16 protein-coding genes and 1 pseudogene are annotated in these 26,200 nt (G+C 69.3%); 3 read left to right on the top strand and 14 right to left on the bottom strand.

The window, feature by feature from the left end:
* The first annotated feature begins 42 nt into the window (after positions 1 to 42).
* Positions 43 to 1,668: a sigma-70 family RNA polymerase sigma factor gene (locus ACP4J3_RS04635; RefSeq protein WP_426530640.1), complete on the top strand. Its 1,626-nt coding sequence runs from the start codon at positions 43 to 45 to the stop codon at positions 1,666 to 1,668.
* A 217-nt stretch (positions 1,669 to 1,885) separates the two neighbouring features.
* Positions 1,886 to 3,403: a hypothetical protein gene (locus ACP4J3_RS04630; protein ID WP_426530638.1), complete on the top strand. Its 1,518-nt coding sequence runs from the start codon at positions 1,886 to 1,888 to the stop codon at positions 3,401 to 3,403.
* A gap of 374 nt (positions 3,404 to 3,777) precedes the next feature.
* Here ACP4J3_RS04630 and ACP4J3_RS04625 read toward each other — a convergent pair whose 3' ends face one another.
* From ACP4J3_RS04625 to ACP4J3_RS04580, 10 genes and pseudogenes are all read right to left on the bottom strand, one after another.
* On the bottom strand, positions 3,778 to 4,512 hold the full coding sequence (locus tag ACP4J3_RS04625; RefSeq protein ID WP_426530636.1) for a YqeB family protein: 735 nt from the start codon (positions 4,510 to 4,512) through the stop codon (positions 3,778 to 3,780).
* Between the two features lie 243 nt (positions 4,513 to 4,755).
* Positions 4,756 to 5,004, bottom strand: coding sequence for a hypothetical protein (locus tag ACP4J3_RS04620; RefSeq protein WP_426530634.1), 249 nt, complete (start codon positions 5,002 to 5,004; stop codon positions 4,756 to 4,758).
* Between the two features lie 198 nt (positions 5,005 to 5,202).
* The gene (locus ACP4J3_RS04615; protein ID WP_426530632.1) at positions 5,203 to 7,482 is read right to left on the bottom strand and encodes a hypothetical protein; all 2,280 of its coding nucleotides are present in this window, start codon (positions 7,480 to 7,482) and stop codon (positions 5,203 to 5,205) included.
* Between the two features lie 615 nt (positions 7,483 to 8,097).
* Positions 8,098 to 8,856, bottom strand: coding sequence for an SDR family NAD(P)-dependent oxidoreductase (locus tag ACP4J3_RS04610; protein ID WP_426530630.1), 759 nt, complete (start codon positions 8,854 to 8,856; stop codon positions 8,098 to 8,100).
* 25 nt (positions 8,857 to 8,881) lie between these two features.
* On the bottom strand, positions 8,882 to 10,228 hold the full coding sequence (locus ACP4J3_RS04605) for an MFS transporter (protein ID WP_426530628.1): 1,347 nt from the start codon (positions 10,226 to 10,228) through the stop codon (positions 8,882 to 8,884).
* A 92-nt stretch (positions 10,229 to 10,320) separates the two neighbouring features.
* The gene (locus ACP4J3_RS04600) at positions 10,321 to 10,905 is read right to left on the bottom strand and encodes a TetR/AcrR family transcriptional regulator (protein WP_426530626.1); all 585 of its coding nucleotides are present in this window, start codon (positions 10,903 to 10,905) and stop codon (positions 10,321 to 10,323) included.
* A gap of 137 nt (positions 10,906 to 11,042) precedes the next feature.
* Positions 11,043 to 11,456 (bottom strand): annotated as a pseudogene (locus ACP4J3_RS04595) (helix-turn-helix domain-containing protein); the annotation flags it as partial.
* On the bottom strand, positions 11,453 to 12,190 hold the full coding sequence (locus tag ACP4J3_RS04590) for a DUF6879 family protein (RefSeq protein WP_426530624.1): 738 nt from the start codon (positions 12,188 to 12,190) through the stop codon (positions 11,453 to 11,455). The pseudogene ACP4J3_RS04595 and the gene ACP4J3_RS04590, both read right to left, overlap by 4 nt.
* A 161-nt stretch (positions 12,191 to 12,351) precedes the next feature.
* Positions 12,352 to 12,585 (bottom strand): DUF397 domain-containing protein, encoded by a 234-nt coding sequence (locus ACP4J3_RS04585; protein ID WP_426530622.1) that lies wholly within the window; start codon positions 12,583 to 12,585, stop codon positions 12,352 to 12,354.
* Positions 12,585 to 13,430, bottom strand: coding sequence for a helix-turn-helix domain-containing protein (locus ACP4J3_RS04580; protein ID WP_426530620.1), 846 nt, complete (start codon positions 13,428 to 13,430; stop codon positions 12,585 to 12,587). The genes ACP4J3_RS04585 and ACP4J3_RS04580 overlap by 1 nt, the downstream gene beginning before the upstream one ends.
* Positions 13,431 to 13,633: 203 nt before the next feature.
* Here ACP4J3_RS04580 and ACP4J3_RS04575 point away from each other — a divergent pair, with 203 nt between their 5' ends.
* Positions 13,634 to 14,227 carry an ATP-binding protein gene (locus ACP4J3_RS04575; protein ID WP_426530618.1) on the top strand — a complete coding sequence of 198 codons (594 nt, stop codon included), beginning with the start codon at positions 13,634 to 13,636 and terminating at the stop codon, positions 14,225 to 14,227.
* Between the two features lie 137 nt (positions 14,228 to 14,364).
* Here ACP4J3_RS04575 and drmB read toward each other — a convergent pair whose 3' ends face one another.
* Genes drmB through ACP4J3_RS04555 form a run of 4 tightly spaced genes read right to left on the bottom strand, consistent with a single transcriptional unit; the run spans position 14,365 to position 26,154 of the window.
* A complete protein-coding gene (drmB, locus tag ACP4J3_RS04570) occupies positions 14,365 to 16,230 on the bottom strand; it encodes a DrmB family protein (RefSeq protein ID WP_426530616.1) in 1,866 nt (621 codons plus the stop codon).
* Complete coding sequence (locus ACP4J3_RS04565; protein ID WP_426530614.1) at positions 16,227 to 19,484, bottom strand: helicase-related protein; 3,258 nt, start codon at positions 19,482 to 19,484, stop codon at positions 16,227 to 16,229. Before ACP4J3_RS04565 ends, drmB begins: the two co-directional genes overlap by 4 nt.
* A complete protein-coding gene (locus tag ACP4J3_RS04560) occupies positions 19,481 to 21,385 on the bottom strand; it encodes a UvrD-helicase domain-containing protein (protein WP_426530612.1) in 1,905 nt (634 codons plus the stop codon). The genes ACP4J3_RS04565 and ACP4J3_RS04560 overlap by 4 nt, the downstream gene beginning before the upstream one ends.
* Positions 21,382 to 26,154, bottom strand: a complete 4,773-nt coding sequence (locus ACP4J3_RS04555) for a DEAD/DEAH box helicase (protein WP_426530610.1) — start codon at positions 26,152 to 26,154, stop codon at positions 21,382 to 21,384. The genes ACP4J3_RS04560 and ACP4J3_RS04555 overlap by 4 nt, the downstream gene beginning before the upstream one ends.
* Positions 26,155 to 26,200: the final 46 nt, after the last annotated feature.

Genomic DNA, 26,200 nt, shown 5'->3' with positions numbered 1-26,200 from the left:
TCCGCGCCCATCAGATCAGCAGGCAACCGGAGCGTTCCCGCCATGTCCGACGGTTCCCCCAAGGTGCCCGCCCAGGCGTCACCCCGCGCCTCCGCCACCGCCTCGTACGCCCGCATCTACGAGGAACAGCAGCCGCGCCTGGTCGCGTACGCTCGCTCGCTCACCCGCAACAACTCCTGGGCGGCCGAGGACCTCGTCGCCGAGGCGCACTTCCGCGTCTGGCGCCGGCTGTCGCAGGGCCACGAGATCGAGAACGTACCGGCGTATCTGATGACGACGGTGCGGCACCTGGCGGCGACGACCGCCGGCGACGCGCGCGAGACCCCGCACGACCCGCGCACCGCCGAGCGCACGGAGATGTCCGTCCGCGCGGAGGATGCCGCGGACCCGGCCGAACAGGTCTCCTCCGTCGACCTGTTGGTACGTGTGCTGGGCCAACTGCCCGAACGCTGGGTGCAGGCCCTGTGGCTGGCGGAGGCGGAGGGCCAGCCGCTGGAGACGGTCGGGCAGCGCATCGGCGCCAAGCAGGGCGCGACGGCCGTACTGCTGCACCGCGCCCGCGAAGGCATGCGCCAGGCCTTCCTGCGCTCCCAGACCGGCGCCCCCGACGACCCCGCCTGCGAGGTCCACTGGGTGCGCATGCCCGCGTACGTCCGCGGCAACGCGACGCCCCGTCAGTCGGAACGCCTGCTCGCCCATGTCGACGCCTGCGACGACTGCCGCGGCCGGCTCGCGGTGCTCATGCGCGCCAACGACCGCCTGCCCGCACTCGTCGGCCCCGCCCTGCTGGCCCTCGCCGTGGGCGGCGCGGGCAAGTTCCTGCTGCCGCTGGCGGCCGGGTCCGCGGGTGCGGTCGGCGCGACGGGTGCGCTGAGCGGCCAGCTCGGCGGTGTGTTGCACACGGCCCGGCAGGCGGTGACGGGCGGCGTGAGCGGCGCGAAGGTTCCGGCGGCGGTCGCGGCCGGGGCGACGGTGACCGGCGCGGCCCTCGTGATGATGCTGGCGCTGGGCACGGGCGGCCCGTCCGCCACACCGCTTCCGTCGCGTGTGCCGCTGGCGGAGGCGCCGGTGGCTCGGCCGTCGGAGGGGGCGGGGGAGCGGGCGGGGGAGCGGGCGGGGGTGGAGGTGCCGGGGGTGCCGGGGGTGCCGGTTGATCCGCGGGTGCCTGCGGGTGTGGTAGCTGGGGCTGAGCCTGAGTCGGCGGCTGTTCCTGAGGTGCCGGGTGTCGATGAGGTCGCGCCTGCGCGTGCCGAGGGTGGGGGTGAGGCACCGCCGGTGGGGGAGGTGGAGCCGGATGGGCCTGAGGTGCAGGAGAAGCCCGAGGTGCCGGAGACGATGGCGGCCCCGGAGGTCCCGGAGGCCTCGGAGGCCGAGGTGCCCGAAGCGCCGGAGTCGTCGCCGTCAACTCCCGTAGAGCCGGTGGAACCGGCAGCACCGGCAGCACCGGCAGAACCGGCACCCCCGGCAGAACCGGAACCGGTTGAGGAGCCGGAGGCCCCGCAGACGCCGGAAGTCCCGGACACCCCTGAGTACCCGGACACCCCTGAGTACCCGGAGACCCCTGAGGCCCCGGCCACCCCTGAACCCCCGGAAGAACCCCCCACCCCTCCGGAGACCACCGCCCCCGAACCGTCCCCCGAGAACCCCGGAGAAGGCTGCGAGGGCTGACCTTCGATCAGTTGTGACTCACGTCACCGCGATCGAGGCAGAAGAAAGCGTCCGCTGTCCCCCCAGTACTGGCATGCTCATGCATGACTACTGGGGGGTAATCAGCGTCGAGGTCACCGTCCGAGCGCACCGCGCCGGAACGGCCGGATCGGCATGCCCGCCCCCCATGTGTCACCTCCTGTAGCGCACCCCCATACATCGCTCCCGAGGAACACGCATGCACAGACCCAAGCTCAAGAGGCACGCCTTACTGCCGGCGATCGCCATCGCGGCCGTACTGACCACGGGCTGCTCCTCCACCTCCCCGACCGGCGCCGACTCCGCACCCACGACGGGAGTCGAGAGCCCCACCCCGCCCCCCGCCGCGGCCCAGGAGCAACTCGCCGTCGTATCGGCCCCGTCCGGCGCGGCCACTCCCACCGCGGTCGCGGACGGAGGCGAGGGAGGCACGGCGCGGAAGTCCTCCCTCAAGGTCGCCTCGTACGACAGGAAGACCGGACGGGCCGTCATCTCGGCACCGCCCGCCAAGAAGCCGACCGCCACCCCGACGTCCCGCCCCTCAGCCGATCCCTCGGCCGAACCCTCAGTCGATCCGTCAGCCGACCCCTCGGCCCAACCCCCGGTCACCGAAGGCGACATCATCGCCAGCGCCCCGGCCCCCGGCGCCCCCGACGGCGTCCTCGCCGAGGTCACGAAGGTCGTGGGCACCGCGGAGAACGGCGGTACGTCCGTCGAGACGGAACCGGCGAAGCTCAACTCCGTGCTCGGCGCCAGCAAGGCCGAGGGCGAGGTCCCGGTGGACCCGTCGGCCATGGAGGTCGAGCCGCTGGTCCAGGGCGTGAAGGTCTCCTGGGCGAAGACCGGCGACCTCCACTTCGGCCCCGAGGGCGCGAAACTCCCGCTGGGCAGCCTGCGTATGGACGTGGGCGCGGCGGTCGCGACGGCCGAGGGCGCCCCGGCGTCGGCGTCGGCGTCCGTGGAGGGCTTCGTGCAACTGGCCCCCGAGGTCGCGTTCTCGTACGACGGCTCCAAGACCTCGGAAGCCTCCGAAGCCTCCGGAACCTCCGGAACCCCCGAAACGGCCGACTCGCCCGGCGCAGCCTTCCTGGGCCTGTCCGGCGAGTGGGCCTCCCAGTGGTCGCTGAAGGGCCGCGCGGCCGGCTCGACCAACGGTCAGCCGATCCGCATCCCCTTCGCCAAGCTCCACGCCGACCCGGTGATCCAGGTCGGCCCGATCCCGGTCGTCGTCAATCTGGACCTGACCTGCTACATCCAGGTGAACGCCGACGGCAAGGTCACCGTCGACGTCGAACAGGACCTCAAGGGCGACTTCCGCGTCGGCGGCAGCTTCTCCTGGGCCAAGGGCTGGACCCCGGTCAGCGAGTCCGACATGACGGGCGAACCCCTCAAGACGACGGTGACGGCGGCGGGCGACGTCAAGGCGGCCCTCGGCGCCGAGGCCACCGTCGGCCTCTACGGCACGGTGGGCGTCACCGCCGACCTGGCCCCGTACCTCCGCGCCCACGCCGACGCGTCGGCCGAGGGTTCCGCCGACGGCACGGGTTCGGCGGCCGGGGCCTACGCCCTCTACGGAGGCGTGGACCTGACCGGCACCCTCAACTTCCAACTGACCATCTTCGGCACCCCCGTACTCCAGACGAAGATCCCACTGGGCGCCCTCCACCGCGAGTGGCTCCTGACGGAGGGCAAGGCGTCGACAACGACGACCGGCTGACGCGAGGACGCGAGGACGCGAGGATACGGGCGGGCCGCACCGAAGCATGCTGCTCGGTGCGGCCCGCCCTCCGCGGTCCCACAGTGGTCGTACGACGTCAATCGCCGGAGCCGGACGCCGGCCAAGGCGAGCACGATCACGCCCAACCCCGTCTTGCTCCACGGTCGGCGCAATCCTCTGGGGAGGGGAACCAGGGATGGTCGGAGCATTGCCTCGTTCGGCCGCCCCCGTCCGGCCCAACCAGAGTGGGACGTTCCGGAAAGACCTGGCCATCCGGTTCGACTCGGGTCGAATCGATCAACAACGGGCCGCGTCTCCGGGTCACACCCCCTGCCGCGCTGCCGCGTTGCCGCGTTGCCCATCAACCCGTCACGTCAGGAACGCCGAGCCACACGCCAGTACTGCCGCTTCTTCTCGTCACGCACGACGACACCGAGCCGCAGCAGCTCCCCGCGCAGCTCCCGGGCGTCCTCGGCACCCCCGTCCTTCTCGCGTGCCACCGCACGGGCCTGCAGCAGCGCGTCCGCCCCCTCGGGCAGCCCCGGCATCCCGGGCGCCCAGAGCCTGAACTCCGCGCGATAGGGATCCTCGTCCGCCCACCGGTAACCGTGCTCGGCGAAGGCCTCGGCGACCTCGGCCCAGGACAGCTCGCAGGTCTCCCGCGCGATCTCCATGCCGTCCGGCCCGAGCAGCACCAGCTTCTTGCCGTCCCGCACCGCAAGGGCGACCTCGTCACGCCCGAACTCCTGCGACGAGTCCCTGACCCTGAGCTCGACCCGACTGGGGGAGACACTGACCACGAGCGACTCGTGCACCGCGACGAACCCGACCACCAGCCCCAGTGCGCCCCCCACTCCGACGGCACCGATGGTCTGCCAGGGCTCCGGAACGGAGTGCAGCAGCTCGGCGGGCCCTTGCAGCGGAGCCCAGGACAACGTCACGAACCAATCGGCAAGAAGGGTGACCAGCCAGCCGACAACGGCCCCACAAGCCACCCAGAACAACGTCATCGACCAGGCCGACCCAGCGATGACCGTGACCGGGACCGCGACCTTGCGGGCCCCCACACCCCCGCCGAGCCCCCCACGTTCCACTTCCCCCGATCCCATACCGCCCCGCGCTCCCCGTCCCTCTCCAGCCGGCTCACTCTCCTGCCCTGCCGAGTCTGGCGAGGACCGCATGCCCGGTCATCGGCCGATGGTCTACGACGCTGCGACTTTGGTCGCCCGTATCCATGCGTCCATGAATCCATGCGTCCATGAATCCATGGACGAAGGGCCCGGTGCCCGGGCTTGTCACCCGGGCACCGGGCCCTGTCTCGGCGAACTACATGACAGATTCGCTGTTGTCGCTCAGTGGTGGCAGTCGGAGCCGACGTCGTTGAACTGCGCGCCGGGGTGTCCCTCACCATTGAGCAGGTTGCCCGCAAGACCGTTGAGCAGCCCGACCTGGCCGAGAATGTCGATGTTGAAGTCGTGCGAGTGACAATGACCATGGCCGTGGTCGTTGTACGCGGGCTGCGCGTTGGCGGAGCCGGTGGCTATGAGGCTGAGGGTCCCGACCATCGCGGCCGCGAGAGCGGCCTTCTGAAGCTTGCGCATGTCTCCTCCTTGTTTCGAGTAGAGCGCGCGACTAAAGATCCACTTAGCGCTCATTTGGGAGGCTAATCCGATATGTCCCTCAGCGCTCTTCGAAGCTGCCATACGGGCCACGCCCATGAGGCCCAATCAGCTTCGGGGGGCTGTGAGGGGCCGTCAGGGGGCACGGCGGCAGGGCGGAGTGCGGAGGGCGGGATGGCGTCACCTCACGTGAACCAGCGCCACGGACACGGGCACCTCGCTGCCGTCGTCGAGGACCGCGGCGAACGCCAGCCGATGGTCGATCCGGCGGGGCACGGAACGGCCGGCCGTGACGGTGAAGCCGACGCCCGTACGCCCCTGGGCGGGCACACGGACCCGGGCCACCCCCTGCGGCCGGACCGACCAGCCGCGCGCCGGGCGCGGAGTGAGCGTCACGTACCGCGCCGAGCCGCTGAAGTTGTAGACATCGACCGTCATGCGCGTACGGCGGCCGAGACGGTAGCCCAGCGGGGGCGGGGCGTCGCCGTTGTCCTTGCCGGGCGCGGCGTTACGCGCCGAGTAGCGCTGACTGAGAACGATGTGCTCGGCGGGGGAGAGATGGCGACGCGGAGTCCTGAGCACGCGAGGTGACGGTGGTGGGTCAGAGGTCGTCGGTACGACGACATAGACGGGGTCGGGCGAGGCGGTGACCGCGGTGGTGACCCGGCACCCCATCATGTCGTACGCGGTGCCCGGCAGGTCGAGCCGCACCGGCCTCGGCGCCCACAGGACGGTGACCCGCTCGCCGCGCCCGCTGTCGAAGACGAACCCCGAGACGCCGTCGGGCAGTCGGGGCACGGTGCCGACGAAGTGGGCCTCGCCGAGCAGCGAGGTGAGGGCCGCGAAGGCGGCGTACGCGGGCAGGGGCTGGAACTCCCGGTCGAACAGTCCGAAGTACACGCCGTCGTCGTGGAGCGGCGGCCCCGCGAACCAGAACTGCCGCGCGTTTCCGGCGGCCAGCCCCTCCACCATGGAACGCACGACGTACCGCGCCTGTACGACCTCCTGGGCGGGGGTGAGGTCCAGGCGCGGACGGGCGTCGAGGAAGGCACCGCACTCCGTCATCCACAGCGGCACGCCGGACGCCCCGTACCGGCGGGCCAGTTCACGCTGCTCGGCCGCCGCGCCGGGGAACTGCGGGTCGTCCTGCTCGGCGGGGTCCGGGTAGCCGTGGAAGGCCCAGGCGTCGGCGTACCGTACGACGTCGTTGTCGAGCATCAGCTCCTGGAAGGTGCCGCTCTGCGCGATGCCGGGCAGTACGACGAGCGGCGGTCGCCTGTCCAGTTCCCCGACCGCATCCTCGGCCATGTCCTCGGCCACGCCCCTGATGCCGAGCGCGGCGGCCTTGACGAACGCGGCGTGGGCGTCGCCGGTGCTGCGCGTGGTGTCGACGTCGGGTTCGTTGGACAACTGCAGCGCGTCCGGGGCGGCTTGCGCCAGCCGGCGGGCGTAGCGGTAGGCGTGCCGCAGGTCCGCCGGGAGCGGCAGCGACGCCTCGGTCATCGCCCACTGTGGTGCGGGCGAGACCACGTCGAGGACCGCCAGCCCGTGCGCACCCAGGGCGCGGGCGACACGGTCGTGCCGCTCGGTGTCGTACGCCCCGGGCACCGGCTCGGCGGCCGGCCAGGACTGGCCGTCGCGCACCCAGCCCGCGCCCATCTGCCGCAGCGCGCGGGCGAGTCCGTCGATCCGGGACGGCGGTACGAGAGAGGACGCCCAGAGATTCACACCGAACCGGCTCCCGGCCCCGACGACGGCAAGCCGCTCCGGAAGACACGCGAACCGCCCACCCACCCCCTCGACATCGACCCGGTAATACCCCGGCGGCAGCGGAGGAAGCCGGACGGCCGCCGTCGCCTCCCCCGCGCGCACGGTCACACGCCCGGCGGCGACACACTGCCCGCGATGGTCGGCGACCGTATAGCGCACGTGATGCGCGCGGGCGGCACGCCCGTCGAACCGCACGCACATCACCGGGGCGGGATCACCGTGCCGATGGACGGGCACCGACACCTCACGCGGGACGGGCTGCCCGGCCGCCTGGCGCCGTCGCAGGGTGAGCGTGAAGTGATCGAGGGAGAGCACATACGCCGTGACGTCATCGAGCACGACCGGCTCGACAACACGAAAGGTGACCTCGTTCTCGCCGCGCCGCAGCTCAACCTCACCGAGCTCCAACACGGACAAGTCCCCCCAGGCGGGCCTCGACTCGTACCAGTACGGCTGCGAGCGCGCGACCTCGCCGAAGGGCCCGTCGTTGACCCGCAGTTGCACATACGAGCCGACCGCCTCCGTATGCGGCGTCTCAACGGGCGCGGTGGCAACGGCAGTCAGCGCGTACACCCCCGCCTCGGGCACCCGAACCCGGTACGCAGCGAACCACCCACTCCCACCCACCGCCTCCCGCGCCGCCAACAGCGCCAGGTACCGCCCCCGCGAGGCACGTCGGTCACGGCCCACCGGAATGTTCGTACACATCGCGGACTCGCCCTGCACGCGGATAACCACTGGCGCCGCCGCACCACCACTTCCCCTCCCCCCGGCCGCCCTTGCCCGGCCCGCCCCCATCCCCAACGCCCCCGCCGCCCCGAGCCCTGCCGCCATCACCGTGCGCCTGTCGAAGTCCATACGCCCAGCAGACGCGACGAAGGCCCAGGCGGGCGTCGTACGCGGGGACCATCGGGCCCGGAAGCGCGGCTCGGGGTGGCACCTAGGGCGCTGGCCGCGAATGCCGCCGGAGCGCACGAAGGCAGGAAGCTCACGGTCTGGATCGACAATTACGGAAACGGCCAGACCACCACCAACGTGCGCGACTTCTCGCGCCGCACCCTGCCTGCCTGTGCGTGAAGATCAAGCGGTCCCACCCACGTCTTCGCCCTGCACGGCAAGAAACTGCACGCCCTGCCCGGCTGAGAGCCAAGCTCAGAGGTCGTCCACTCGCGCGCGGAGAGCTGAGGCCGGTGCTCCTGGCCCTCGCTCTTGGTCAGAAAGTCGATCGTGGCCCGGCCGCCATGCCATGGGCCTCGCCGCAGCGGGCGAGGCCCGTCACCGCGCGTCGCCGAAGTCTGCGGACCGTCAGGCCGAGGATCCACTGTCGATGACCAGGTCGGCGCCGACCACCGAGCCGGCCGCGGGCGAGGCGAGATAGAGCACCGCGGCCGCTACTTCTTCGGCTTCCGCGACCCGGCCGAGCGGGTTTTCTGTCTTCACTCGCTCGGCACGGTCGGCCTCGGTCTCGCCGGGCCGCAGCGACATGGGAGCAGCGGAGGCGCCGGGGCTGACGGCGTTGATGCGGATGCCCTGGTGGATGTGGTCGAGAGCGGCGGCGCGGGTCAGCGCGGAGACCGCTGCCTTTGAAGTGATGTACGCGCCGAGGTTCGGGATCCGCAAGTGGGCGCCCAGGTTGGAGGAGATATTGACGATGGTGCCGCCACCGTTGCCCTTCATGTGCGCGATCTCGTGCTTCATGGCCAGCCAGACGCCGGTGACATTGGTTCGCAGCACCGCGTCCCAGTCCTCCTCGCTCACCTCACCGACGGCTCCGGTGCCGCGGAGTATTCCGGCGTTGTTGACCGCGATGTCCAGTCCACCGAAGCGGGCAACGGTCTCGCGTACGAGGTTCTGGAGCCGGCCGGAGTCGGTGACATCGGCGGTGATGGCGGTGGCCGTGCCGCCGGTGGCCTCGATGAGACCGGCCGTCTCGTCCAGGGAGGCCGCGCTGCGTCCCGCGGCGACCACGGATGCGCCCTCGGCGGCGAAGGCGAGCGCGATGGCTCGGCCGAGGCCGGAGCCTGCGCCGGTGACGAGGGCGGTCTTGCCGGTGAAGCGGTTCATGCCGGTTGCTCCCTTGAGTGATGGATTACTTGGTGCGGTGGTTCAGGAGGGCCACGACGGCCAGAGCGGCCCCCGTTGCGGCCAGGGACGAGGCATCGCTGCCGAGCGTGAGCAGGATCGCGAACAGGACGGTGGGGCCGAATTCCATCGCCGTGTTCAGCACGCCGCCCGCGAGCCCGGTCTGCTGCTGCGGCACGCCCGTGGTGGCGAGCACGGCGGCTCCCGCGAAGGAGGCCGCCACGCCGGCCGGCAACAGCACGAGGCCCGGCAGCAGTCCATGGCCGTATGAGATGTGTGTGTCGATCCCGGTGAGCGCGAGGAGGGCGAGCCCGGCCGCGCCGGTGCCGAGCCCGGCGACTGTGACGGTTCGGGCGCCGTACCGGCCGATCAGCGGTCCTGCCGCCCGGCCCGAGGCGATCAGCGCAACGGCGAACGGTACGAACGCCGCCGAGGTCTGCAGTTGTGACCAGTCGCGCGCCTGCTGGAGGTGGAGCGAGAGGACCACGAATGTCATCGCGGTTCCGCAAGCGCTCAGTGCGATGGCCGCGAGAGCGAGGACCCGCCGCCGGTCGAGCAGGAAACGGGGCGGCAGCAGCGGGTCGCGGGCGCGGCGCTCGGCGTACCAGAACGCGGCCAGCAGCGCGGCCCCGCAGAGCAGCGGCACGAGCACGCCGACCGACGACCAGGGACGGGTATCGGTGACGACGAGTCCGTAACTGGCGAGGGTGATACCGGCGGTGGCGAGCAGAGCACCCGTCAGGTCGAGAGCCCTGCCCCGGCGCGGTGTGCTGTCCGGCAGCAGCCGAGGCGTGAGGGCGAGGGCTGCGAGGGCCACCACGAGCGGTACGGCGAAGGGCCAACGCCAGGACAGCAGCGCCGAGATGACGCCGGAGAGCAGATTGCCCGCCGTCGCGCCGAGTACCGAGAGCCCGCCCCAGGTGGCCATCGCCCTGCTGTAGGCGGGTGGGGAGGGGAAGACGGCACGCAGTACGGCCATGGCGGCGGGCGCGATCAGAGCCGCCCCCGCGCCCTGCGCGAAGCGCGCTGCGAGCAGTGTCCCGATGCCGGGAGCGAGCGGGGCGGCCGCCGAGGCCGCGGCGAAGAGGACAAGGCCTGCGGTGAGGGCACGCCGCCCGCCGTAGCGGTCCGCGAGGCGTCCGCCAAAGAGCAGCAGCCCGGCGAAGGTCAGTCCGTAGGCGGCGCTGAGCAGGATCAACTCCGCTCGCTCCAGGTCGAATTCGCGCCCGATGAGGGGCAGCGGTACGGCGAGCGCAGCGAGCGTGAAGATCAGCGCGGCCTGGACGCTACCGAGGAGGACGAAGGCGCATCGCTGCTGCACGGTGGCGACGCGGGCGGCACCCGTGGCGGTCATGCGTCCCCCTGATATTTGACCGATCGGTTCATTATTTGGGTATGCGAAAGTGGGCATGCGAAAGGAGGCCCGGCGGTTTCGGCGGGTGTGAGTCAGCCCAGCAGGGCCAGAGCCTGTTCGGCCGCGTCCCGCACCCTGGCGGGATCGCTCGACGCCTTGCCGACGATTCGCACCCCCTGCAGCAGGACGAGCAGCATGCGGGCCAGCGCACGCGGATCGCGCCCCTCGGGCAGTTCGCCCTGAGCCTGGGCCCGTACGAGCGCGGAGTGCAGCAGGGTCTCGATGTGCTCCCAGCTGATCTCGACCCGGCGGGCCGCCGCAGGGTCGTGCGGGGCCAGCTCGGCCGCGGTGTTGGTGACGAAACAGCCGGTCAGCCGGCCTTCCGGGGATGCGGCCTCCGCGGCGAAGCGGCGCACTACCGCCCGCACCGCAGGCAGCGCGGGGCCCGGCTGGGACAAGTCGGCGAGGAGGGCCGGGTCGCGCGTCTCGGAGTACCGGTCCATGGCCTTCAGATACAGCTCGTGCTTGCTTCCGAAGGTCGCGTAGATGCTGGCGCGGCCGATGCCGAGGTGCTCGACGAGGTCCGCCAGTGACGTCGCTTCGTAGCCGCGCCGCCAGAACAGCTCGAGGGCCGACTGCAGTGCGGCGTCCGGATCGAATTCCTTGGTCCTGGCCACATCGAGGACCATACGCTTATCTGGAACGGTTGGTCAAATAATCGCGCATCGCGAGTCGGTCAGTGAGGGCTCGGTCGGTCAAGTGCCGGGGACGCGGGCCAGTCTTTCCCTGCCTGAGGGGACGGCGGAGCAGTTCGGGCGCTGGGAAAGATGACGCGGGCGTACTCCGGTGTCTGGAACAACCCGGGAACACGGGACACCTCAAGCCCGCGGATGGTCTTCGTGGCCTCGGTCTGGCGCACAGCGATCTCTTGCCGACCGCGATGGCCGCCGGCGAGCCGGCGCCGCCAAGACCGGTGTCGCTGCTTCATCTCCAGCCCGGCCCGAAGACCCTGGAGCTCCGCCTCGGCCTCCGGGCGACCGCATGCCCTAGCCCAGGCGGTCAGGTCCGCCGCGGACGGGGTCTGCTTGCCGTTCTGGAGCCTCGATACTTTCGACGGCTGGCAACCGAGCTTGGCGGCGAGGTCCTTGCCTTCCAGACCGGCCTCGGTACGCAGCTCACGAAGCCGCGCGCCGAGGGCTTCTCTTGCGGTCCGGTAGTCCGTACTCACACGGTGGAACGTACCCGCCTGGCGAATTCTTCGGTACGCACCGCATGGTGCCAGGCAGCATCCCGGGCCTGGCAGGCGACGAGGACTTCCGCCGGGTCCTGAGTGACATACACACCCAGAGTGGTGTCCTCGTCATCGAAGGCGAAGCGGGCCAGGACCTTTGAGTCGAAGAGCCAGAAGTCGTAGTCCGGCAGCCGCAACTCCCGCGCCTGGGCGCGAGTCAGGCAGCGAATGTCCTCGCCCGCCGTGATGTTGCTGGGCGCACTGGCCAGGAGGAACTCCTGACCCTGGGTGGCCGGCTCGTCGACCAGACGAACACGCTCGAACCGCTTGCCCTGCGCCGTCTGTGCGCGGACGTTCTCGCGCCAGGCGTTGTCGGGGTCGCGGGCAATGTCTTCGCCTGCGAGGAATCGGGGCCACTTGGCGCTGTTGCGGTCCGATGCGTAGCCGCGGCGGGTCTCCAAGCGCCAAGCCGTGTGCTTGAAGTCGCGGAAGAGATGGGAGATCGAGGCGAACGGCTGGAGTTCGGGAGCGTCACTCCTCGGCGCGAAGCGGGTCAGCAGACTGCGCGGGACGCGGACGAAGGTCTCGGACGCCTTGACGTCCCGAAGCTCGGCGAGATGCTCCGGGTTGGTCTCTCGCTCGCCTTGGACGAGGATCTCGTTCGTGCCCTCGATGTCGTAGAGGGTGGGGCAGTCGCCGTCGCTGGTTGTGCCGAGGAGCCTTAGCGTCATGTTCGCCCTCCATCTGTGTTGGGCGGAGGTCCAGGAAATGCGATTGCGGGCTGTGGTGCGCTCAAGGATTGCCGCGGATTGCGCATTCGGGAGCGTAGGAGTGGATTGCGCGCAACCAAGTCAGCGTGCGAGCGCCGTCTGCCTGGAACGGGTGGCCGCGGTCAGGGCGCAACGCGGTGCCCCCTACTGGCGCCGGATATTGCCTGCGAGTGTTGACCGAGAGCGTCCATAAAGGATCGCCACGCCCGCCCCTGGACCGCCAGAACGGGGCCATCGTCACGCTTGGAATCGCGCACGAGGACGCCATCGTAGACATGCGCACACTCCACGCACTCGGTTCCACTCCCACCGCTGTAAGAGGACTTGAACCACTGGTGCGTCGAGGGCGCCGTCATCAGAGCTCCTTGCTTATACGGTGGATGATCTCCGCCGAGGACTCGAGATCGAGTGCCTGTGCGCTGAGGTACTCGAATGCCAACCTATAACGCTCCAGTTCTGGGCGCTTCTCCATGAAGAGGCCACCGCCGAGCAGGTCCACGTACACCACGTCCAGCGCCCGATCCGGACCCCGAAGGACCACGAAACTGCCTACGGCAGCGGCGTGTGCGCCCGTTGAGAACGGCAATACCTGGACGGTGATGTGCGGCAGTTGGGACATGGTGAGCAGGTGACGTAGTTGCATCTGCATCACGTCGCGACCGCCCACTCTGCGTCGTAGTGCTGCCTCGTCGATCACACACCAGATATGCGGTGGTTCGTCTCGCTCCAGGAGTTCCTGCCGTTTCATGCGGATGTCGACCATGTGCTGCACCTCTCGCTCGGGGCACTGCACTTCCGAGGCTCGGTGAACTGCCTCGGCATAGGCCCGGGTCTGGAGGAGCCCTGGGATGTACATGCACCCGTAGTGGTCTTCGCGTACGACCTCGTCCTCGAGAGTGAGCATGAGGTTCATGGACTCGGGGATGGGATCCGCGAGGGAACGCCACCAGCCCTGGATCTTGGCTCCCTTGGCCAGCTCCACAAGTGCGAGACGCTCCTCATCCGAGGCGCCGTACTCTCGGCAGAGGGCGTCGACAGCAGGCCACTTGACTGCGCCTTCCTTCGTCTCATAGCGACTGAGCGTCGCCTTCGAGATACCGACTCGCGCCCCTGCTTCCTCAAGGGTCAGACCCTTGAGCTCGCGTAGACGACGAAGGTCGGCTCCTAGTTGACGTCTACGGGTGGTGGGTCCGACTGCCATGTCCAGGGCCTTTCGTGTCGATCCGTCAGATCGTGAAGTCTTCTCGCGAGCGACTGCAAGGTGGTGTGCGCCGGGGGCGCACGCCGTAGCTCCACGCTCCGGTCAGGTCTATATGAGAGTTCCATTTTGAGAGTTCCAGTGCAACGCTCTGTATGCGCCGCGATGCGTAGGGCAACTCGGCGGACCGGCAGAGGAGTTGGATCATGGACGGCGCTCGGTGCGTGCGGAGGAAACCATGGAAGCTTCCGTTCCTGGCGGAGCCGGAGGAGGTGGCCTCCCTTCGACGTGTGCTGCGGACCCACCTGACGCTATGGGGCCTGCACGAGTCGATCGAATTGGCCCAACTCTGCGTCAGTGAGCTCGTGGCCAACGTGATCGACCATGTCGGCTCCGGAACACCGGCCACCCTCGTCGTCTGCATGAACCGCGCGCATCTCCGTATCGAGGTCCACGACCCGGATACGCGAGCCCTTCCCTTTCTCAAGGATGCGGGCGCCGACTCCGAGACCGGGCGGGGTGTGGCGCTTGTCGATGCGGTTACCGATCGCTGGGGAGTGGATCTCCACGCCGACCGAAAGGTGACCTGGTGCGAGTTGGCGGTGAGAGACCGCGGTGAGCCCAACCCGAGCAGGCTGACCATGAGGGTGACCGAGGAGGCGGCGATCGACGTCATCACGGACCTTCTCCACTGGCTCAGAGTCCATGGTTGCGATGCCGATGAGGTGCTGGACCAGGCGCAGACGCACTTCGAGGTGCAGGTCGCGGGGTCCGAGGGCCAGTCCCGCCAGGCAGTCTGATGACGATGCCGCCAAAATCTGGCCCCGCAAGGCAGGGGGCTGCCCGGCGGCCGCGGTGCGGCGGCCGGTTCCGCTCTACCGACATCGGTATCGTGCACGGCGCGGAGCTGTGGCTCTGCTTCACGGCCGGTTGGACGTCAGTGGCCCAGCATTTTCGCGAAGAAGCCCACGTGCGGATTGTCCGGGGTACCGACGAGCAGCGCGCGGTCCAACAGGATGTTGTTGTGCTCGCAACTCGTCTCCGGGAGCATCACACAGGCGTGGCAGGCGGCGAGGTTGGTTCCGCCGGCGCCGGATGCTTCGGACTCGACGCAGAGCGGGTCGGAGGAGCACCATTCGGCTCTGTGGACGGCGGAACGGATCGCCTGCTCAAGATGATCAGGTTCGCCCCGGGCGACGAGACCGCCGAGGCTGCCCGCGGAGTCACTCGTCGCCGTGTAGACGAGGACCCCGGCCATGTCGTCGGCTGCGTACAGGCGCTCGCGCAGGGCCGCGGCAGGATAGCCCGCCTCCAGGCTCCACTCGTTGATGAGGATGTGGGCCAGAGTGTGCAGCAGCACCATGCGAGGGGTTGCGGGGGAGGGGACGACACTGCTCGGATCGTCGGCCCGCTGCTCCAGCACCCGCTGGTGGGCGGTACGCATCCGCTCGACCCGGGCTGCCACCGCCGGGGCCTTCTCCCAGACGCCGAGCCGATCCTCATCCAGTCGGAGGAAGACTCCCTCACCCCGTACCTCCATGGCGGGGAGCCAGCGCAGGGGACGTTCGGACAGCGGCATCTCCTTGGAGTCGGTGGTCGACTCGGCGTCGACGAGCCGGGTGAACGCCTTCAGGGCGCGCACCTCGCGAAGCTTCTTGACCAGCATCGGGCCGGTGACGCCGAGCGGGTCGAGCACCCTCTGGTCGCCCAGCGGGGTCTCGCAGACGAACTGCTCGTCGCGGGAGTGCTCGCTCTCGTCGTTGCCCGCGCGGAGGCGCTCGTACTCCTTGTTGCGCAGGGCGCGATAACCATGGCCGAACGAGGGCGCCTCGTCACCAGTGGGGTCTTCCTCCCGCTCAGCAACGAGGAATGCCATGACGTCATCGATCGGAACGGGGCTCTCACCCTTGAAGACGAACTTGAGGCACATTTCCACCTCTGCTCGACTGTTCAGCTCGCGCAGTTGCTCCCAGTGTTCGGCGAGCGGATCCGAGCGGCCGTCGCTCCAAGGCGGGATGGACAGCGCAGATTTCAACACCGGCTGCCACACCGCCGACGAACCACGCTGCAACGTACGCAGGGGGAGTCCGCACTCCTGGGCGGGGGCGGACGCGCCGAGCCACGGACGGGGTCCTCGGCACTTGAGACCCAGATCCTTGAGCGCGCGCCTGCGGAAGGAGCCCTCCATCGAGACCTCGGGAGCCTGCCCACAGGTGCAGGAGACGAGGATGGAGCGGAGCGAGGAAGTGCGCCCGGTCGTGCGCACCTTGAGCTTCCCCCCGCACTGTCCCGCCGTAGTGGCACCGCGGTCCGTGGAGCGGTGCACCCACTGCCAGTACGGGAACTCGCCGAGGTGTCCGGCCTCGCAGGCGACGACGAAACGGGAGGGGACCAGGTCGACCTCGCACGTGCCGCAGACGCTTCGACCGGCGGGCGGGTTGAAGTCGCGGTGTCGCTGCAGGTCGTTGCACTCAGGGCAGGAGTGCATCAAGGGGAATCGCCGGACCCGGAGACCGTCCTTGCTGGTGTCGTCGGAAGCGGGCGGCAACCGGAAGTAGTCGACGCCGAGCACTCGGGCCAGGCGCCGTTCGTAGATCCGCGGGGACTCGTCACGGCTCCAGCTCTGCTCGGCCTCGTCGAGGCCCGAAACGATGAAGGACTCATGGTCGACGGCGATGAGAGACCCGACGCCGTATGTGGTGATCGCCTGGGCGCGGCGGACCGCACCACGTCGCGGAAAGTTGTGGGCGGGGGCGGCGCTGTTCGCGCCGGTCCGGCGACGGCGGGCGGGGGGCGGGGTCATCGGGTTCCCTCCATGAACAGGGCGGTCTCGGCGTCGACATCGCGCAGGCTCCACAACGTGGACCATGCCTCGACGTCCTGGGACTCGTCGTCGTACGCCTTCAGAAGCGAAGGGGCACGACTGCCCCTCTGAGGCTCGAAAAGCAGGTTGCTGTCGATGTCGGCCTCGCGGCACCACCACTCGACGAACTCGTCGAAGGCCCGGGACACGGCGTCGGTCTCCTCCGGGGTCACCGCCGACACGCGCTCCAGGAGGATCGACTTGATGCGATTCCGGAGTACGTCTTCGTAGGACTCGACCTGGCCGGCGCCCTCGTTGAGGCGGGCAGTGGGGATCATGATGCGGGCGAGAGCGACGATGACCGCGTGCAGACCCCGGTCGCGGGCGCGGGCGGAGAACGGGGTGACGGAGGTGGACTCGACCTCGCGGTACAGGGCCGAGTGGAAATGCTGGAAGCTCTCGTAGTGGGAACGGTCCCGGGATCGGGTCGAGTTGAGCATGACCGCGACGAGGCCGGGGTGGGTGCGGCCGACCCGGCTGGTGGCCTGGATGTACTCGGCGGTCGTCTGCGGCTGGCCCATCACGGCCATCAGACCGAGGCGGTCCACGTCCACGCCGACCGCGATCATGTTGGTGGCCAGGAGGACGTCCACGGTGTCGTCGTCGGGCAGCCGCCTCTCGATGCCCTTGAGGCGGGTGGGGATCTCGCTGGCGTCGATACGGCTCGTCAGCTCGGAGTAGTTGGAGACCGAGCGGACATCCACTCCCTCACGCTCGGCCAGCAGCTCCAGATAGGCCACCACGTCGTCATGGACCTGGAGTTCGGCCGCGGACAGCACCCGGAGGCTGTTGAAGTAGCCGATGAGACTCCAGTATGCGTCGCGCACCTCGTCCTCGGTCTTCGCCTGCTTGGCCCTGTGCAGCAAGGTGGCGTACGTGCGGATCAGGAGGGTGGACTGGCTGGTTCCGGGGGCCAGGAGGCCGACGTAGCGGCGGCTCGCCTTCTCCTCGCGCGGTGTCTCCACGGCGAACCACGAGTCGCGGGCGTCGAGGCCGGCGGGCGGGAACTGGCGTACATCGCGGGCGAAGAGGTTGCGTCCCTGGTCGGCGGCGCGACGGATGGTCGCCGTGGAGGCGATCACCTTGGGCTGGCCGGCGAGGGCGTCGACGGCGGTCTCGTAGAGGCCGGTGAGGGTTCCCAACGGGCCGGAGATCAGGTGGAGTTCGTCCTGGACGATCAGTTCCGGGGGAGGGGTGCCGCCCTCCGGGTCGTCGTCGCGGTTGAAGAGCGCGGAGGTCGCGGGACGCCACGGCATCGACGCGAACTTGTCGACGGTGGCGATCACCAGGGTCGGCCGTGCGTCGTACACCGCCTCGTCGACCAGATGGACGGGCAGGCCGTCGGTGAAGTCGCAGTCCGCGCCGGGGCATCGGACGCGCATCCGCTTGGCGTCCTCGTCGACTTCGTAGTTCCGTGCGTCGAGGCGGGTCCCGCACCAGGGGCAGGCGTGCAGTTGGACGGGATTCTCGGTGGCGAGGCGCTTGTCGAGGTTCCTCCGTAGCTCGTCCAGCTTCAGGCCTGCCACGGCCAGTGTGTTGGGGGTGGCCGAACGTCCCACCCACATGCCGACGGAGAACTCCTCTCGGCCCAACTCGGGCGTCCGGCGCCGCATGCGCTCCATGGCGCAGAGCAGGATCGCCGCGCGTTCGAACTGCTGAAGGGTGAGCAGTCGCAGCGTGTAGCGCATGAGGACGGTGACACCGCCGCCGTCCGCGCCCTTGCGGATGCGACGCAGGAACGACGTGAGGGCGATCAGCCCGAGATAGGCCTCCGTCTTGCCGCCACCAGTGGGGAACCACAGTAGGTCGGAAGTCTGTCGGTCGCGATGCTCGCGGTCGTCGATGCCGGCCAGGCAGAGCAGCACGAACGCGATCTGGAAGGGGCGCCAGTGCCCGGCGGCGAGGTCGGGGGCCCCGACCCGTCCGTCTTTCACCCACTTGCTGCGGGCACGCTGGTCTGCCATGGCACGGTTCGCGAGACGGAACGCGTGCATGAGATCGGGTTTGGTCCGCAGCAGTTCGATGCCCTCACGGATGCGGTCGAGCGCCTCCCGGCAGGCCGTCACCTGCTCCCGCGCGGGCTTCTCGTGAGGGCCGCCGGTCAGAGCGTCCGCCTCGGCCGACTTGCGGTCGATCCAGTGCCCGTACCCCGTGGCGAGCCCTTCCAGAGCGGCCAGGACCTCGGAGTCGGACTGCTCGGCCAGCCCCAGCATGGACAGTGCCGAGCTGTCGATCTCCGGGTTGGAGTCGGTGAGAAGCACCTCCACGCTGGGTACGAACTGGCTCCGCACCTCGGGGACGGCGGGCGTCTCGGCCTCGGTCATACCGATCGGCTGTGGAGTCCAATCCCACTCGGCGGAGCAGCCGTGGCCGACCGCGAAGGTCGGGGCGTGGCGGTGCAGCAACCGACTCGTGCCGATCTCCGGGTCGTGGCCGGCCGCGGGCGCGGGACGCTCCACGAACGCGGTTGAGCCGTCGGCGGCCCGGACCGTCAGACCGCACTGGAACAGGGAGAAGGCGTCCTGGAGATCCCACTCCCCGACCTTCTGGGTGTTGATCAACGTGACTGTGATCGTGACCGTGCGGGTGGTCTGATCGAGACGCCGGACGTTGACGTGCAGCGCGGCTTCCGGGGAGAGCTCGATCCTCATCCTCGGATCCGGCCGGGTCACCTCGATGGTCTGATCAGGGAGGTCGAGCTCCTTGCGCCGCCACCGCTCCCGCTGGTCGGCGGTGGTACGCGCCTCGGCGCGGCGGGCCGGGATGCGCCTGCCATCGGCATCGGTGGGCTCGTAGACAGCCGCACGGGCCGAGACCACGATCGAACCGCTTATGGCGGGGCGGACCGCGAAGGTGAGACCCATCGAGGAGGGACGCCTGTCCCCCGAGGCACCGACGTCCTGCGCGGTGCCGGACTCCTCGACGTCGTCGCGGGTGAGCAGAGGTGCGGCGTCCAGGCCTTGCTGTTCGCCCGCGTCATCGTCCTGCTGCTCCTTCGCGGCCCTGTCCGCGGCACGCGGATACAGCACGCCGGTCAGATAGCGGTCGATCGGCGCGTCCTGGGTGAGAACCTCGCCCCGGTCGTCCGGCTCGGCGTCCTCGGAGGGGCCGAGGAGTTCACGGCGGAGCCCCACCAGGAGTTCCTCGTCCCGGAACCGGTAGTGCTCGGAGTGTCGGCCTGTCACCTGCGTCATGCGCCCTGCTCCTCGTAGTTGTCGGCTCTCCGATATCGACCGATGCCGGTGATCCGCGGGGCGATCCACACACCTCGATCACCGAGTCCGGCGTTGGCGCCGGCGGCTGTGCTGCCCGTCACGGTCTCCAGGCTGTCGATCCTCAGGTCGTGGATCTCGTCGGGCCACCAGGGATCCCAGGTACGGCTCACCTTCTGCACCTGGAACAGGTCCTCTCGGAAGCGGGAAGACGCCTCGCCGATCTCCCGCCCACCGTGTACCAGCACATAGGGCGGGCTCTGTGTCTCGCCCATCGGTAGATCGTGACGCCTGCGCAGCACCACTTCCTCGCCGGGGCGTACCTGTTCCAGGAGATACTCCTGGGCGGCCACGGCGTTCGTCTCGTGGCCGGGCGGATTGTCGCGGCAGACGTCGCCCGCGTCGGTGACGATCCCGTACCTGTCGTACGACCGCCATGACCCGAGGTAACGACGGCCATGGCGCCGACGCCCGGCCCACTTGAAGTGCGGCAGTTCGGGCGGGGCGACGTGGTAAAGGTCCTGACGGGCACGGGTCATCGCCACGTAGAGAGCTCGGGCCTCGGCCTGGAGGTCCAACTCTTCCTCGTATCGCTTGCGGAGATCCGTGACGGTCGGTGGCGTGAGGACGATCACCCGGTCGAACTCCAGCCCCTTGGCTCGATGCACGGTCGAGACGACGATCCGGGACGTCTCCGGGTCAGCCGCTTCGTCGGGAAATCTTCCCTCGCCGACCGCGCGGCGCAGTCGGTCCAGATCGAGCACACCGCGCCCCGCTCCGCGAGCGACCCGACGCAGCACCGTCCACAGGGCGGTGGCATTCGGTTCGTACCGCAGAGGGATCTCCGAGAGGAGAGCACGGAACCGGTCCTCGGTGAGGCCGGTCGCCTCCGTGCGCCGCAGCAACTCGGCCACCCAGTACGGCACAGGACGCTCCTCCAGCGGGCGCCGCAGTCGGTGTGCGATGCCGTGCGCGTGCAGCAGCCCGGAGACCACGAGGGCCTGCTGGTTGTCACGGGTGAGGACGGCGCACGTGTCGGACACCTCCCGCAGGCCGTCCAGGGTGAACTCGTCGTCGAGGCCGCCCATGCCGTTCGCCGGATCCAGGAGGAGATCGCGCAGTTCGTCGTAGACAGTTCCCGCCTCGTCCGGATCGTTCAACCGCTGGAGACGGGGGCCGAGGGGAAGTGCGACCCGAGCCTCTTCGGTGTTGGCCCGAAAGTTCCGCGTGAGACGCAGTTCCACCAGGTCGTCGGGGTAAGAGCAGCGCAGCCAGTCGAAGAACCGGCCGGTCTCGTCGGCGCGTTCGCCCAGATCCTCGATCTGGAAGCCGTACACCGACTGGGCGGCGTCCCCGACGACGGTGAAGCCGCAGCTGTCCTGGTATCGGTCGAGAAGCGTCTCCACCAACTCGCGGCGCCCGCCCAACAGGTCCTGCACCTCGTCGATCACGACATGGGCCGGCGGGACCGCGTCGCCGATCTCCAGCGCGCCCCTTTCGATCGCCTGAGTCGCGGCGGCGATCCGTTCGTCGAAGTCGACCGCTCCCCACTCGCCGTCCGGCTGCACCTGGAGAAGCACCTCGTAGGCCCAGGCGTCGAAGGTCCGGGCACGTACCCGATGCGCTCGTTCCCCGTGCCGGGAGATCCGCTCGCGCAGCTCCCGAGCGGCGGCCCGGGAGAAGGTGAGCACCAGGATCTCGGCAGCTTCCAGGGCCTGTTCGGGGTCCTCGTTGCCGCACAGGGCATCGAGTCGACGTACCAGGGTGTGGGTCTTTCCGGCACCGGCGCCTGCGGTGACCAGGACCCGAGCGTCCCAAGATTGCTCGACCACGGCCAGTTGCTCGTCGGTGAGCGGAGGGCTGTCCTGGTAGACGTCGGTCACTTCCGGCTCCAGAGATGCTCGAACTCGTTGAAGGCGAGGTCGGTGTCGAAGTTGGTGATGTTGTCGCTGATGTTGAGAATCAGACAGCTGTCCTTGCCGCCGTTCCGCGGTCCGCGCAGTCCGCGACCGATCATCTGTTGGTACACATTGGTGCTGTAGACCGGCCTGGCCACGACCACGGCACGAGTGGCCGGCGCGTCGAATCCCTGGGTGAGCACACCGTAGTTGGTCAGTACTCGGATGCGTCCGTTTCGGAAGTTCTCGATGCGAGTTCGACGGTCCTGTGCACTGGTCGTCGAGTCCACGGCAGCGGACCGGACACCCCGGTCGTTGAGCATGGCCGCCAGGTATTTGGCGTGGTCGACGGAGGTTGCGAAGAGCAACGTCGGCCAGTCGTCCGGAAGTTCGGCCACCGAGTCGACGATGCGTCGACTGCGCGCGTGGTCGTCGGCGAGCCGCTGTTCGGCGGACCGGGAGAGCATGGCCATGCGATCGGCGTGCGTCTTCTCGTCCCGAGTGAGTTCGATACGGCCGCCCTCCAGGGTGCGGTGCTCGACCTGCGCGAGCATCCCCCAGTCCTGGAGGTCGCGATACGGGTCGCCCGACGGGAAGACCCCTTCGTCGAGTCGCCGATTGCCGAAGCGGCCGGCCAGACGGCGGGTCTCCTCCTCGTTGCGGTTTCGGAACGGGGTGGCGGTCAGACCGAGTAGATGCCGGCCGGTCTCGTACTGGGTGAGTCCCAACTGGCCCAGGATCTCGGTGTACCGCTTGGAGATCGCGGTGTGCGCCTCGTCCACGATCACCAGAGCGGCCTGGCGCAGCCAGGCGTACTGGTCGGTGGCAAGGCACCGCTCGAGCTTGGCGTCGGTGGCGACCACCAGGTGCGGGTGATCGACCACGTCCCCGACTTCGTTGGTGCTCCACAACCTGCTGATGGTGAGCGGCCGTTCGGCGCCGACCTTGCTCCAGACGAACTTCCAGCTCTGGACGGCCTGTTCGCACAACTCCTCGGTCTGCGCGATCCACAACAGCGGTCCCTTGAGGTCGCCGACCCGCTTCACCCAACGGATCACGGCCTCGGCGGTGACCCGGGTCTTGCCGGCGCCGGTCGGCAGCGACAGCATGCCGCGCTGGGGCGCCAGTCGGTCGAGCATGGTGGAGATGTTCCGGACCAGGTCCTCCTGGTATTCGTGGAGGCTCGGGAAGTCCCGGGGGCCCTCGACGGTCTCGAACGGAGGTGGGGACGGAGTCCTCGAACCGGCGAAAGCGGCAGGCAGTTTCAGTTCCGAGACGAACGCGATGGCAACCGACGAACCCCCATATGCGACCGGAGCGTTGGGGAAGCGCGCCTGGATGTCGCGGGCGTGCTGCTGGAGCACCCCGTCACCATGCGCGTTGAATGCCATCTGCGCGATCCGGCGCCCGGACGGCTCCACCCCGTCGGTCGCCTGCAGCTCGGCCTCCATCAATCCCTCGGGGAGGCCGGTCCGGAGCGCGTCCGCCCCGATCAGCAGCTCGATCTTGGCCACCACGTCCTCGGCCTCGCGCACCGCCTTCTGCGCTGCCTTCAGCTCGCTGTCCCGCGCCATACGGTCCTGGTGCTCCAGGACCTGACGGCAACCGGCGGCACCGAGGCCCAGCCCGAGTTCGCGGTCGATCAGGCGCAGCATCGGCTCGGGGTCCAGAGGAACGCGGACCTTGACGGTGCTGTCCTGGCGCACGGCGTCGAGGGGGGAGGCGTGCGTCCCGTTGGGTGTGCGGGTGACCTCCTCCAGTTCGCTGCACCGTTGCACCATGCTGTTGCGGTTCCCGCTGTTCAGGCGCTGCCGTAGGGCGGGGAACAACTCGACCAGCGGCACGGGGTCGCCCTCGGTGACTTCACGGGTCTCCAGACTGATCACGTCGGCATAGCGGAGCATGCCCCACTTCTCGATCATCAGCTCGGCGTCGTCAGCGGTAGGTACGAGCAGCGCAGGGAGCTGCTCGGCGCGCAGCGCGCGGTACTGGGCGGCCCCGACGGCGAGGGTGATCTCGTCGTCGGGGCGGGTGCCCCAGCCATCGCCGATCCGGCAACGAGTCAGGGCGTCCTCGGGGAAGTCCGCGCCGAACCGGGTCAGCATCACGTAGGTGGCGCCGACGAAGGAGTCGTCCTCGCTGCGGGTCACCTCGTCGAGGAGCGCGTCCCAACGGTCGGCGGGTACCTCGTCGACGGTGGTCGGGAGCCGCAACTTACGGGCCTTCTCCGGAGAGATCTCGGCCACCGGCAATACGTCGCGGTAGGCGGCGAGCTGAGGGCCGACGGCTTCCTTCAGCGGCTTGATCCCCTGGGAGGTGACGGCCGTCCCGTACTTCCACAGCATCCACCGGATCGGTGAGGCGACCGGCTGCCGCGTGTTGGTCTGCGTACCGATCTGGCGCGTCCAGTTGTCCACCACGGCGTCGTCGGGCAGCACCTTCAGAAAGGCGGCGCGGGATTCCTCGGAGAGAGCGCGAAAGAGATGGAGCGGGCCGCCGATCGGGGCGCCATCGGTCTTCATCCGGTTCAGCGCGGGGCGCGGGGCGCTGCTGTCCAGGCGGCGCAGGTAGGAGGTGTGGAGGGCTTCGCGGTACTCGTCGTACCACGCCTCGCCCTCCTGGGGCCGGATCCCGCCGGACGGTCGTTCCCGTAGGCCGACCTGGGAGAAGAAGGGAGTGTCGTCGGAGTGGAACGCCATGTCGACGGCGATGCTCGGGTCCCGTTTCGCGTCGACCACGACACCCGGCAGCATGCAGTCCTCGACAGGTCGGAACCGACCGTCGGCGGTCCGCACCCGAAGCGTCGAGCGTGCTGCGGGCACCCGCTCCAGGACCTTGTGGGTCAGGCGACGGACCCCCGCCTGACGGAACAGCTCCCAGAACCGCTCCCAGTCCGATTGGCTGTAGTGATCGAAGCCCTGGTCGAGAACGCTGTCGAACCGGCCCTCTACATCGGCCTCCCGAATGCCCAGGACGTCGAGCGCGTGCGCCAGCGAGGGGTCCTGGGCGAGTTCGTCGACCACGTACACCGTGGACTCGCGCAGTCCGTCCTGGTCGGTGCGGCGGTAGACCTTGCCCTGCACAGGGGCGACGAGACCGTCCTCCTCGGTGAGAACGATGTGGGCTTTACGGGCCTCCTCGACGAACGGGGAACCGACCTCGACCATGTCGGCGAGAATGCGGATCGCCGTCGCGGAGGCCTGCACGGTGCCGCTCTCGACGAGGGCCTCCAACCAGTCGCGAACGTCGGCTCGTTGGTGCTTGGCCGCACCAAGGATGTGCTCGACCTTGCCGGAGCGCAGGGCATCCACTTCGACGCTCGGATGCAGCCAGTTCGCCGGACGGTCCGCGCACTCGTGCCACCACCGCAGCCAACGCAGGAGAGATTTCGACTCCTTCTTCGGGTCCTTGGGACGGGGGTGCACCCGAAGCTCGGTCGGCACGCGCAGCACGCCGTCCTGGTCGGGAAGCGATGGGTTCACCGCGGCGCGCATCCAGATTTCTTCCGTCAGGAACTCGTCCGCCCAGCTGATCGCCTCCTTCACACGGCCGGGCAGCAGGGGGAGGTAGGCGGCCGGGTCCTCGGCGGGTGCCAAGGCCGGGAGCGACTCGATGACCAGTTGCGCGGCTGCTCGGATCATCTCCTGGTTGAAGGGGGAGGAGTCGAGGAGATTCTGCCGGTCTTCGTTCGTCTTCCAGGCCCCGTTGAGGATGCCGCTCAGCGACATCTCGTACTTGGTCGGGAAGAAGGACCAGAACTTGCCGCGTCCGCGCGATCGGGGGCTGACGTACAAACCGCTCTCCTGATCCTTCTCCAGGGCGGGGACGCCCCAGGCGAGGTCGAGCGAGAGCCGGTCGTGCAGCTCTCCGGCGTCGCTGCGGGCCGCTGGACCGGGTTCGTGGGTGGTCGTGAACACGCGCCACCGGTCGGTGGCGACGGCCTTCCCGGTTCGCTCCTCGATCACGGTGTGCAGGTCACCGGTCTGCCGGGCGGTCAGCGTCCGACGGGCCATGGGCCGTGGCCGGCGGTCCTCCAGTACGACCTTTGCGACGTGCGGCGAGAAGAGCTGGAAGCCGACCGGGAATTCCTCGCGGGGCTCGCCGTGGTCCTTGGCGCGACCGCCGTGCATGTCCCGGCCCAGCCGGTCGTCGGCCTTCGGGAGCAGGGGCAGGCGTACGACGGTGGTGGCCCAGCTCAGCAGTTCGTCGAGGACGTGATCGGAGGCGCGCTCGGCCTGCATGTCGAGAGGCCGGGCCATCCGCAGCACGGGAGCGTCGAACTCCGGGCCGTAGCGCGCCGTCACGCCGGGCACGGCCTTGATCTGCTCGTACGACCACGCTCGATCGAATCCGAAACTACCGTCGCGGCTGAAGAATTCCGGTGCGTCGGTCACCACGAGAACCGATTTGACGCCCACTCCGAAACGCCCGATCTGGCCTCCACGCTTCTTCGACATACTCATCCGAAGAATTGTCTCCGCGCCTTCCGGGGTTACCGGATTACCCTCGTTCGCGCAGTACAGGTGGGTTTCCGTGAGGACGACATAAACTCGCCCGCCTTGCTCGTCGGCCATTTCGTCGGCCGCATTCTGGACGAGCTCGAAAAGCTGGCGGTCGCCATATCCACCCTGGGTGATGCGGCGCTCTCCGTTGGCGTGCTCGGCCACAAGACCGGGGTCCACGGCGTATGTCTGCAGGACACGCGAGGACTGTTCGAGAACGGTTTGAATTACTGGAGAGGACGAAGATGGCACTGCTTCTGCGCTCCTGGGCTGTCAAAGGTTCGGGCGAAAGGTCGAA

The sequence above is a fragment of the Streptomyces sp. UG1 genome (assembly GCF_049974585.1).
GTDB lineage: Bacteria > Actinomycetota > Actinomycetes > Streptomycetales > Streptomycetaceae > Streptomyces.
This window is presented reverse-complemented; position numbering and strand designations above follow the sequence as displayed.

Bases quoted from the DNA above. Each gene is read 5' to 3' on its own strand.
- ACP4J3_RS04635 (WP_426530640.1), top strand. From the start codon at position 43: ATGTCCGACGGTTCCCCCAAGGTGCCCGCCCAGGCGTCACCCCGCGCC.
- ACP4J3_RS04630 (WP_426530638.1), top strand. From the start codon at position 1,886: ATGCACAGACCCAAGCTCAAGAGGCACGCCTTACTGCCGGCGATCGCC.
- ACP4J3_RS04625 (WP_426530636.1), bottom strand. From the start codon at position 4,512: ATGGGATCGGGGGAAGTGGAACGTGGGGGGCTCGGCGGGGGTGTGGGG.
- ACP4J3_RS04620 (WP_426530634.1), bottom strand. From the start codon at position 5,004: ATGCGCAAGCTTCAGAAGGCCGCTCTCGCGGCCGCGATGGTCGGGACC.
- ACP4J3_RS04610 (WP_426530630.1), bottom strand. From the start codon at position 8,856: ATGAACCGCTTCACCGGCAAGACCGCCCTCGTCACCGGCGCAGGCTCC.
- ACP4J3_RS04605 (WP_426530628.1), bottom strand. From the start codon at position 10,228: ATGACCGCCACGGGTGCCGCCCGCGTCGCCACCGTGCAGCAGCGATGC.
- ACP4J3_RS04590 (WP_426530624.1), bottom strand. From the start codon at position 12,190: ATGACGCTAAGGCTCCTCGGCACAACCAGCGACGGCGACTGCCCCACC.
- ACP4J3_RS04585 (WP_426530622.1), bottom strand. From the start codon at position 12,585: ATGACGGCGCCCTCGACGCACCAGTGGTTCAAGTCCTCTTACAGCGGT.
- ACP4J3_RS04580 (WP_426530620.1), bottom strand. From the start codon at position 13,430: ATGGCAGTCGGACCCACCACCCGTAGACGTCAACTAGGAGCCGACCTT.
- ACP4J3_RS04575 (WP_426530618.1), top strand. From the start codon at position 13,634: ATGGACGGCGCTCGGTGCGTGCGGAGGAAACCATGGAAGCTTCCGTTC.
- drmB (WP_426530616.1), bottom strand. From the start codon at position 16,230: ATGACCCCGCCCCCCGCCCGCCGTCGCCGGACCGGCGCGAACAGCGCC.
- ACP4J3_RS04565 (WP_426530614.1), bottom strand. From the start codon at position 19,484: ATGACGCAGGTGACAGGCCGACACTCCGAGCACTACCGGTTCCGGGAC.